This window comes from Pseudoxanthobacter sp. (assembly GCF_036822375.1).
Classification (GTDB): domain Bacteria; phylum Pseudomonadota; class Alphaproteobacteria; order Rhizobiales; family Segnochrobactraceae; genus Pseudoxanthobacter.
In genome coordinates this window covers 11576-18426 of the sequence record NZ_DAISHT010000061.1, presented here as the reverse complement: position 1 = coordinate 18426, position 6851 = coordinate 11576, and the positions used below count along the sequence as shown (strand labels likewise).

Annotated in this window: 6 protein-coding genes; all 6 read right to left on the bottom strand. The window is 70.1% G+C overall.

Annotated elements, in window-relative coordinates:
* Positions 1 to 1503 (bottom strand): ABC transporter substrate-binding protein (locus V7067_RS08185; protein ID WP_334175401.1); only part of this gene is annotated, 1503 nt, incomplete at its 3' end.
* A gap of 91 nt (positions 1504 to 1594) precedes the next feature.
* Entirely contained in the window at positions 1595 to 2515 is a 921-nt protein-coding gene (locus tag V7067_RS08180; protein WP_334175400.1) for an ABC transporter permease, read from the bottom strand.
* The gene (locus tag V7067_RS08175; protein WP_334175399.1) at positions 2515 to 3372 is read right to left on the bottom strand and encodes an ABC transporter permease; all 858 of its coding nucleotides are present in this window, start codon (positions 3370 to 3372) and stop codon (positions 2515 to 2517) included. Before V7067_RS08175 ends, V7067_RS08180 begins: the two co-directional genes overlap by 1 nt.
* Positions 3372 to 3950: an ANTAR domain-containing protein gene (locus tag V7067_RS08170; RefSeq protein ID WP_334175398.1), complete on the bottom strand. Its 579-nt coding sequence runs from the start codon at positions 3948 to 3950 to the stop codon at positions 3372 to 3374. The genes V7067_RS08175 and V7067_RS08170 overlap by 1 nt, the downstream gene beginning before the upstream one ends.
* Positions 3947 to 5083: a transporter substrate-binding protein gene (locus V7067_RS08165; RefSeq protein WP_334175397.1), complete on the bottom strand. Its 1137-nt coding sequence runs from the start codon at positions 5081 to 5083 to the stop codon at positions 3947 to 3949. Before V7067_RS08165 ends, V7067_RS08170 begins: the two co-directional genes overlap by 4 nt.
* A 529-nt stretch (positions 5084 to 5612) precedes the next feature.
* Positions 5613 to 6485 carry a DMT family transporter gene (locus V7067_RS08160; RefSeq protein WP_334175396.1) on the bottom strand — a complete coding sequence of 291 codons (873 nt, stop codon included), beginning with the start codon at positions 6483 to 6485 and terminating at the stop codon, positions 5613 to 5615.
* Positions 6486 to 6851 lie beyond the last annotated feature (366 nt).

Below are 6851 nucleotides of genomic sequence, written 5' to 3'. Positions count from 1 at the left end.
GCGGGCCACGATGCGGCGCTCGTTGAACACCGGAATCCACGGCGCATCGGCCATCGCATCGACGAAGATCCTGCGCCAGGCGTCCTGCCGCTCGGCCGCCATGGCCGGGTCGGACATGGAATCGGCGGCGATCGCCCGCTTCTGCAGGTCTTCGTTGCAGTACCACGCCCAGTTCCAGCCGCCCTGCACCGCGCCGGCACAGCCGAGGATCGGGCCGTAGAAATTCGACGGATCGGGGAAGTCGGCGATCCACGCCATGCCGCCCGACCAGATCATGGGCGCCTCGCCCGGCGTGCCGCCGGCGGCGATGACGTTGGACTGGGCGAGCGACTTGATCTCGGCCTTGACGCCGACCGCCGCCAGATCCTGCTGGATCGCCTGTGCGATGCGCGGCTGCGGATCGGTGTTGGTGGAATAGAGCACGGTGGCGAAGCCGTCGGGATAGCCGGCTTCCTTCAGCAGTTCCTTCGCCCGGGCGGGGTCGTAGGCGTAGCCCTTGTAGTCCTTGTCGTAGCCCGGCATCAGCGGCGGCAGCGGCTGGTTGGCCGGGGTGGCGCGGCCGTTGACGATGCGCACGATGCGATCCTTGTTGATCGCCATGTTCAGCGCCTGCCGCACCTTCACGTCGTCGAGCGGCTTCATCCTGGTGTTGAGGGTGATGTAGCCGGTGTGGAGCTGCTGGCCGTCGACGATCATCTGCGCGGCGCCGGGCGACTTCGTCACCTCCAGGAACTTCGCCGGCGGCACGCCGTCGCCGGCAATGTCCACCTCGCCCTTCTGCAGGCGCATCAGCGCCACCAGCGGCTCCTGACCGATCTCCACGGTGAAGCTGTTGATGTGCGGCACGTCGCGGATGAAGTAATCGGGGTTGCGCCCGAACACCAGCTTCTGCCCGATGACCCAGTCCTTGAGAACGAAGGCGCCCGAGCCGACCGGCTTCTTGCCGAAATCGCCGGCGGCGGCCTCGACGGCTTCCTTCGGCACCACGGAGGCGAAGTTCAGCGCCAGAACGTGCAGGAAGGTGGCATCGGGGCGCGACAGCGTGAAGACCACGGTGTCGGCATCCGGCGTGGTGATGCCCGAAAGGCCGGCGGCCTTGCCGGCGGTGAAATCGTCAAAGCCTTCGATGGCGCCGAAGAAGCCCGCGCCGGGGCCCTGCGTCTTCGGGTCGACCGCACGCTCGATGGAGTATTTCACGTCGGCCGGCACCAGTTCGCGCCCGTTGGAGAACTTCACGCCCTTGTGCAGCCGGAAAGTGTAGGTCTTGCCGTCCGGCGACACGGTGACGCTCTCCGCCAGCGACGGCACGAGGTCGGGCGTGCCGGGCTTGTAGTCCATGAGGCGGGAGAACAGGCTCTTGATCATCGACCAGTTCTGCCAGTCATAGCCGATGGCCGGGTCGAGGGTGGCGATGTCGTCCTTGTAGGTCACGACGATGTCGCCGCCCTGCGCCTGTGCGAATGCCGGTGTGACGGCGGCGGTGGCGATGGCGGCAGCCGGCATCACCGCCATGGCGGCGACGAGGGCCGTGGAGCGCAGCAGGTTTATCAGCATCGGTGGGAAACCCTCTGTTCCTTATGGGGCGGGGCGCGCGTCAGGCGGCGCGGATGCGGGGATCGATGAAGGGGGCGATGAGGTCGGCAACGAGGTTGCCGGCGACGATGGCAAAGGCGGAGACGAGCGTGACGCCCATGATGATCGGGATGTCGACCTGCTGGATCGCCTGCCAGGCAAGCTGGCCGATGCCGGGCCAGCCATAGACGGCCTCCACCACCACCGTGCCGCTCATGAACTGGCCGATATCGATGCCGATCATGGCGATGACCGGCAGCAGCGCGTTCGGCAGGGCGTGGCGCAGCACCACGCGCGGGCCGGAAAGGCCCTTGGCGCGGGCGGTGCGCACATAGTCCTGCCCCAGCACGTCGATCATGGAGGAGCGCACCACGCGGGCATACCAGCCGGCGCCCAGCACGCCGAGGGTGAGCGCCGGCAGCACCAGATGGGCGGGCGTGCCGTAGCCGGCCATCGGGAACCAGCCGAGGGTGGCGGCGAACACATAGAGCAGCATCAGCGCCACGAGGAATTGCGGGGTGGAGACGCCGACGAACGACATCGTCATCACCAGCCGGTCGGCAAGGCCGTTGCGGCGCACCGCGGCCAGCACGCCGAGGGTGAGGCCGAGCGCGACTTCCACGGCAATGCCGGCGGCCATCAGCGTGAGGGTGGCCGGCAGGCGGGCGGCGATGAGCGGGGCGACGGCGGTCTTCTGGTTGAAGGAGCGGCCGAGATCGCCCTGCGCGAGGTGGGTCAGATAGTGCCAGAACTGCACCGCCAGCGGCTCGTCGAGGCCCAGCTCGTGGCGGATGGAGGCGACCACCTGCGGCGTGGCGTTGCGCCCGGCCAGCAGCACCGCCGGATCGGCCGGCAGGGCATAGAGCAGAACGAAGGTGATGGCGGCGACGCCGATCAGGATCAGCACCGCCTGCGTCAGGCGGCGGGCGAGGAGGGCGACCATCAGTCCCTCCCGCGCTGGGTCGGGTCGGTGAGGTCGCGCAGGGCATCGCCGACGAGGTTGAACGACAGCGCGGTGGCCAGAATGGCCGCGCCGGGGAAGAACACCAGCCAGGGCGCAAGCTGGAAATAGCTCTGGCTCTCGAACACGATGTTGCCCCACGAGGGCGCGGGCGGCTGCACGCCGATGCCGAGGAACGAAAGGGTGGCTTCCAGCAGCACCGTGGTGGCGATGCCGAGTGTGCCCCACACGATGGCGGTGGGCACCAGATGGGGCAGGATGTGGCGCAGCAGAATGCGCGGCGTGCCCGCGCCCATGGCGCGCTCGGCCACGATGAAGTCGCGCTCGGAGAGCGAGCGTGTCTCGGTGTAGGTGATGCGTGCCACCTGCACCCAGTTCACCATGGCGATGACCATGGCCACGATCCACAGGCTGGGCCTGAGCAGCGCCGCCAGCACGATGGCCAGCAGCAGCGCGGGAAAAGCCGTCATCAGGTCGGTGAAGCGCATCAGGATGCCGCCGGGCAGGCCGGCGAAATATCCGGCCAGAACGCCGACGGCGAGCCCGATCATCACTGCCGTGCCGTTGGCGACGAGGCCGATGATGAGCGAGGTGCGTGCGCCGAAGATGAGACGGGAGAGCAGGTCGCGGCCCAGCGTGTCGGTGCCGAGCCAGAACTGGTGCGAGGGCGGCAGCGGCGCGCCTTCCAGCGAGAGGCCGTCGAACAGCTGCTCGTCGGGCGAATAGGGCGCAAGCCATGGCGCGAACAGCGCCGCGATCACCACGACGGCGATTACGACGAGGCCGGCCAGCAGGGCCGGGCGGCGGACGAGGCCGCGGGCAACGGCGGCGGGCGACATCAGCCGGCCTCCGGCAGGGCGTGGCCGCGGGCGAGCACGGCGGCGGCGGCCTGCTCCAGCGTCATGCGGCGCTGCATGGCGAAGCGGCGCAGGCGGTGATAGGCCGCCTCCTCGTCGGTGCCGGTGGAAAGCGCCACCGCCTCCACGGCGCGCAGCACCGCGCCGCGCAGCTTCAGCCGGGCGGTCAGCGCCTCGATCCGCTCGCGCGCAAGGCGGCGGTCCTCGAACACATGGTGGGCGAGCACGAGCGCCGGATAGGCCGCGGCCGGCGCGATCGGCTTGGCGATGATGGCGCCGGCCCCCTGCTCGATGGCCCAGGCGATGCGGCCCGGGGCCTCGGAACCCAGCAGCGCCACCACCGGCACCGGGGCCGCACCGGCCGGCCAGGGCAACAGGCCGTTCCAGCCCTGATCGGCATCGACCAGCACGATGTCGCAGGCTGCATCGGGGCTGAGCGGCTCCCAACGCTGCTCCACGGCAAGGCCCAGAAGGTGGAGCTGGCGGGCGAGCCGCTCCACGCCGGCATCCGGCCGGTGGAGGATGACGGCCCGCAGGCCGACGAAGTTCGGCGTGCTCATGACACCACCCTGAGATGCGGCGCGGTGCGCTGGCCGCGGCTTCCGGTGAGGTAGGGATCGGCGGCGATGGCCGGGCGGGCGGCGATGATGTCGAAACCGCCGCCGTCGTTGATGCGGCCCAGATAGAACGGCAGCGTGGCGTGGTTGGTTTCCGGGTCGATGCGCATCGTGCCTTCCACGGTGCGGTGGGGGCGGGCGGTCAGCGCGCGGCGCACGGCGGCCGGCTCGTCGCTGCCGGCGGCCAGAATGGCGCCGGCGCACAGCTCCACCGCGGTGTAGGCGCTGGCAAAGAACGACGACACCCGCCGCCCCGCCCCGAAGCGGGCGGCGATGGCGGCCTTGAAGGCGCGGTTTTCGGCGGTGTCGATGCTGTCGAAATAGCAGGCCGCCGCGAGCTGGCCGGTGGCCGCGCCGGGGGCGATCTCGCCCAGTTCGCATTCGGTCAGGTCGCAGCTTACCACCGGGCAAGTCTCCGGCCGGAAGGTTGCGTCGCGCTGACCGAGGGCGTGCATCGCCTCAAGCAGGGCATAGCTCGACGGGCCGATGAGATTGTTGAGGACGAACGACGGGCGCGCGGCCTCGATTTCGGCCACGAGGCGGCCGATTTCCACTTCCTCGATGGGCAGAAAGCGCTCGCCGGCCACCGTGCCGCCGGTGCGGTGCAGAAGCTCGCGGGCCAGCCGGTTCATCTCCCAGCCCCACACATAGTTGGCGCCGAGCAGGAAGACCCGGTTGCCGTGGCGCGGCACCAGATGGTCGAACAGCGGCAGCAGGTGCTGGTTGGGGCAGGTGCCGGTGTAGATGACGTTTTCGTTGGCCTCGAAGCCCTCGTAGGGCGCGATATACCACAGCAGCCCGTCGTGCTTTTCCACGAGGGGAATCACTTCCTTGCGGCTGGCCGACAGAATGGTGCCGACGATATGGCGGCAGCCGCCGCTGCGCATGAGGTCGCGGGCGATGTCGATATAGCGCGGCCCCTCGCCGCCCGGATCGGCGAACACCGGCTCCACCGCGATGCCGCGGGCGGCGAGATGCTCGATGGCCAGCGTGGCGCCGTCGCAGCAGTCGCGCCCGATGGCGCCATAGGCGCCGTGCCGCGAATAGAGGATGCCGATGCGGATGGGCTCGTTCATCATGTCTCCCGTGGACCCGACCGGAACGCAGAAGAACGGCTGCAACGCAAAAAACCCCACGAACCGCCGCCCGCAACGATACGGGGGTTTCGTGGGGCGCTGTTGCCCGTGGCCTCTGCGGCCAATGTGTCTGATCGCTCTGCTTATCGGCTGAGCACGATTACGATATGGGCTGGCGCGGCGATGTCAATGGGGTCTGTCGGGCCGGCCCGCCTGCCGGTGGAGATTGCCGGCGGGGATTGCACGCGGGATCCGGCCGGTCCGGCCGGCCGGCGCCGCGCCCGTCGGACCGCCTTGCCGGGTGCGGCGGCACCGGCAGAGCCGCCGTGCCGCGTGCTGTCGCACAGGCCGGCTTTCGCGCCGGCGGTCCGGTGCGGATGCATGCGCCGGACCCGCCGTGCCCCGCCGCTTTCGTGACAAGCGGCGGGATGGAACCGCCCCGCCCCGATGCGGGGATGCACAGGCTGCAGCCGGCAACGGCTGAGGTGTTCCCTCAATGGCAGAGCGCTGCCGGCAGCGCGGCGGACGTTCAGCCGCCCGCCGCCAGCGCCGGCCTGCGCACCGGGGCGAGATAGAACACCACCGCGACCAGCACGATGAAGCCGCCGGCGAGGCCGGAGCGGCTGATGGTTTCGTTGAACAGCAGCCACACCCACACCGGCCCCAGCACCACGTCGATGAGCGACAGGAACCCGGCCTCGCCGGAGCCGATCATCCGGCCGCCGATCATGACCATGATGTAGGAAATGCCGGTGCTGACGACGCCATAGAGCGCGCAGGCGAGCAGCTGATGCGGCTGCGGCAGGGTCAGGCTCATGAACGGCAGCGCGACGAGCGCACAGGTCGCCGCTGCCAGCGCCGTGATGCGCGTGGAATCGATGGCCGGATAGCGTCTGGCGATCACCAGCACGAGGGCGAAGCTCGCCGTCATGAAAAATGCGGTGACGATGCCGAGCAGATCGCGCGGGCCGACGGCGGCCCCGGCCATGACGGAGATGCCGGCGAAGGCGATCACCCCGGCGGCGATGCAGCGCAGGCTGGTGCGCTCGCCCATGAGCAGAAACGCGAAGGCCGCCGCCAGAAACGGCAGCGTGGCATAGACCGCCATGACGTTGGCGACCGTGGTCCACGTCAGGGCCGCGACATAGGCCACGCCGCCGAACGCGGCGAGCCCGGTGGCGACGAGGCCCGGCCAGCCGAAGCTGCGCACCGCGCCGCCACCCTCTAGACGGTTGCGCACCAGCACGAAGCCGCCGAGCACGGCTGCGGAAAACAGCGAGCGCCAGCCGACCACCGACCAGATATCGAGGCCGGCCATGCGGATGAAGATACCGGCCGTGCTCCACAGCAGGGCCGAGCCGAGGACGAGGGCAATCCCGAGGCGTCTGTTGTCGTTGCGCATGGCGCCGGCACTCACGAACGGAAAGGCCGCGCCGGCGGGTCCGGACCGGCGGCGGCAGGGGTGGGCTTGCCGCAACGAACGGTCCGCCAGGGGAAAGGCGGCAACGGGCGGCGCGGATCGGCGACAGTCCCGCCGGCCGGCCCTTGCCGCCCGCCCGCAGGCCCGCGCGGAACGGCAGAGCCCTGCCGCGCGCCGAAGCCGGCGGCAGACCATAAGCCCTGCTTATTCCGGATGGGGGCAGACCCGCGCCAGCCTGTCGTCATCGACAGAGCCTGTCCCGATCGGCCGTCAGCCTAGTGAGGGCGGGGAATTCGGGCAAGCGGAATCGGGCGAACCGCTGCCGGCCGGTGCGGGCGCGGGACGGGG

Bases quoted from the DNA above. Each gene is read 5' to 3' on its own strand.
- V7067_RS08160 (WP_334175396.1), bottom strand. From the start codon at position 6,485: ATGCGCAACGACAACAGACGCCTCGGGATTGCCCTCGTCCTCGGCTCG.
- V7067_RS08180 (WP_334175400.1), bottom strand. From the start codon at position 2,515: ATGGTCGCCCTCCTCGCCCGCCGCCTGACGCAGGCGGTGCTGATCCTG.
- V7067_RS08165 (WP_334175397.1), bottom strand. From the start codon at position 5,083: ATGAACGAGCCCATCCGCATCGGCATCCTCTATTCGCGGCACGGCGCC.
- V7067_RS08170 (WP_334175398.1), bottom strand. From the start codon at position 3,950: ATGAGCACGCCGAACTTCGTCGGCCTGCGGGCCGTCATCCTCCACCGG.
- V7067_RS08175 (WP_334175399.1), bottom strand. From the start codon at position 3,372: ATGTCGCCCGCCGCCGTTGCCCGCGGCCTCGTCCGCCGCCCGGCCCTG.